General features: G+C 64.6%; 3 protein-coding genes and 2 pseudogenes. 1 reads left to right on the plus strand and 4 read right to left on the minus strand.

Annotation, left to right across the window (positions count from 1 at the left end):
- The coding region (gene orn, locus VGE27_RS13785) for an oligoribonuclease (protein WP_331050248.1) at window positions 1-311 on the minus strand (311 nt) is incomplete at its 3' end.
- 124 nt (window positions 312-435) lie between these two features.
- Between orn and VGE27_RS13790 the strand changes: the two genes are divergently transcribed.
- Window positions 436-876, plus strand: coding sequence for a DUF2721 domain-containing protein (locus VGE27_RS13790; RefSeq protein ID WP_331050249.1), 441 nt, complete (start codon window positions 436-438; stop codon window positions 874-876).
- Here VGE27_RS13790 and tadA read toward each other — a convergent pair.
- From tadA to VGE27_RS13800, 3 genes and pseudogenes are all read right to left on the minus strand, one after another.
- Window positions 873-1,358 carry a tRNA adenosine(34) deaminase TadA gene (gene tadA, locus VGE27_RS13795; protein WP_274379357.1) on the minus strand — a complete coding sequence of 162 codons (486 nt, stop codon included), beginning with the start codon at window positions 1,356-1,358 and terminating at the stop codon, window positions 873-875. The two genes, VGE27_RS13790 and tadA, sit on opposite strands and share 4 nt — an antisense overlap.
- Before the next feature lie 159 nt (window positions 1,359-1,517).
- Window positions 1,518-1,730: pseudogene (locus VGE27_RS19570) on the minus strand (GIY-YIG nuclease family protein); the annotation flags it as partial.
- A gap of 92 nt (window positions 1,731-1,822) precedes the next feature.
- Window positions 1,823-2,429, minus strand: a pseudogene (locus tag VGE27_RS13800) (GMP synthase (glutamine-hydrolyzing)); the annotation flags it as partial.

A 2,429-nucleotide genomic window follows, 5' to 3' on the forward strand; every position in this document is an offset into this window, starting at 1 on the left:
GCGCCGGCCGGCAGCCACTCGTTGAGGAAGGCCACCGTCTGCGCTTCGGCCTGGCCCAGCGACACGTCGCTCTCCACCACGCGCTTCCACAGTCCCGAGCGGCCATGCTGGTTGCGGTTCCAGTCGTCCATCGCCTCCAGCACCGACACCGGATGAGCGATAGCGAACTCGGGTCCTTCGGCGAGCACGTTCAACTTCGAATCGGTGACCACCGTGGCGATCTCGAGGATCGAGTCGCGATCGGTGTCCAGCCCGGTCATTTCGAGGTCGATCCAGATCAGTCGGTCGTTGTGCGCGTTGTTCGAGGCCATGCAGCAGTCCGTGATGGAAGGAGGACCCGGGAAGCCACACCGGGCGTGCGGCAGCACCGCATCGTGTCATCATAACGCAGACCATCCCGGCGACCGGCCCATGAATCCCTCCACCGACCATGCCGTGCTCACCGCGATGCTGGCGCCGGCCTTCTTCCTGACGGCGACGGCCTCGCTGCTGCTCTCGGCGAACAACCGCCTGGCACGCATCATCGATCGCGCTCGCACGCTGTTGCGCGAACTGGCCGACGTGGAAGACGAGACGGATCGCGCACTGCTCGAGAAGCGCATTGCGCTCCAGCGCCGGCGCAGCCTGATCATCCTGCGCGCGGGCCAGTTGCTCTACGCGGCGATCAGTTGTTTCGTCGGCACCAGCCTCGCCGTGGCCGTCGATACGTTCACCGGCCATCGGCTGGGTTCGCTGCCGACCTGGCTGGCGGCGCTGGGCGTGGTGGCGATGCTGGCGGCCAGCCTGCTGCTCGCGCGCGAATCGACGCTCGCGGTCACCGCGATCAACGAAGAGATGGACCACCGAAAGGTGAAGCGGAAATTCCCGACGCCCTAGACCAGCGGGCGTCCACGCTTGGCGCGGAAGTAATTGGTCAGCCGGCGACCGGCTTCATCGCCCAGCACCCCGCCGATCACTTCGATGCGATGGTTGTGGCGCGGATCTGCAACCAGATCGAATACGCTGCCGCAGGCACCCGTCTTGGGGTCTGACGCCCCATACACGACGCGCGCGACGCGCGCGTGCACCAGCGCCATCGCGCACATGGCGCACGGCTCCAGGGTGACGTACAGCGTGCAGCCGACCAGCCGATGGTTGCCAAGCACCCTGCCCGCCTCGCGCATGGCCACGATCTCGGCGTGCGCGCTCGGGTCGTGGTCGAGAATGTTGCGGTTCCAGCCCTCGCCCAGCACCTGCCCCTCAGGGCTTACCAGCACCGCACCGACCGGGATCTCGTCGAACTCACGCTCGGCCCGGTCGGCCAGCGCGAAGGCGTGGCGCATCCAGTGCTCTTCGTTGTCGTTGACTGAATCCGACACCTGCCTACCTCCGGCACACGTTCGTGGTGAGCCTGTCGAACCACGCTCTTCGCAGGGTTCATCCATTCCGGCCGAAGGCGCTTGACCAGAGGTCCTTCCCCTGGCCAGTTCACTGAGCCTTTTCCAATCACCGGCGATCAAAGCCTGCTTTTTCGCTCTACTCCAGCCTTTGATCCGCCTCTCCGACGTGAGCGCTTCCACACGGCTCGAAAATTCCTGCGACCAGACCAAAGCCAATGGGCGGCGTTTGAACGTATAACACCCGGGCACATCACCTGCATGATGCTGGACAACACGCCTTTCCAGGCAGTCTGTCTGACCTACGTAGTACGAGCCATCCGCACATTCGAGCATGTAAACCCAGAACTGCATCCCGGTGCTCCGGACTCAGCGCCAACAGCGTGGTTCGACGAGCTCACCACGAACGGGAGCTGGATCACCCGCATGCAGCACGCTTCAATCCCTCACTCCCACTCGATGGTAGCGGGCGGCTTGCCCGAAATGTCATAGACCACGCGCGACACGCCGCGCAGTTCGTTGATGATGCGGTTCGACACGGTGCCGAGAAATTCGTACGGCAGGTGCGCCCAGTGCGCGGTCATGAAATCGATCGTCTCCACCGCGCGTAGCGCGATGACCCATTCGTAAGCGCGCGCGTCGCCGACCACGCCCACCGACTTGACCGGCAGGAACACGGCGAACGCCTGCGAGGTCTTGTCGTACAGGTCGGCCTTGCGCAGTTCGTCGATGAAAATCGCGTCCGCCTTTGCAAGCAGTTCGGCGTACTCCGGCTTCACTTCGCCGAGGATGCGCACACCCAGGCCGGGACCCGGAAACGGATGACGGTAGACCATCGTGCGCGGCAGGCCGAGTTCGACACCGAGGCGACGCACTTCGTCCTTGAACAGCTCGCGCAGCGGCTCCACGAGGCCAAGCTTCATGTGCTCGGGCAGTCCGCCGACGTTGTGGTGGCTCTTGATGACGTGCGCCTTGCCGGTCTTGCTGCCGGCGGACTCGATGACGTCCGGGTAGATCGTGCCCTGCGCCAGCCACTTGGCGTTCTTCAGCTTG

This window comes from Gemmatimonas sp. (assembly GCF_036405635.1).
Taxonomy (GTDB): domain Bacteria; phylum Gemmatimonadota; class Gemmatimonadetes; order Gemmatimonadales; family Gemmatimonadaceae; genus Gemmatimonas.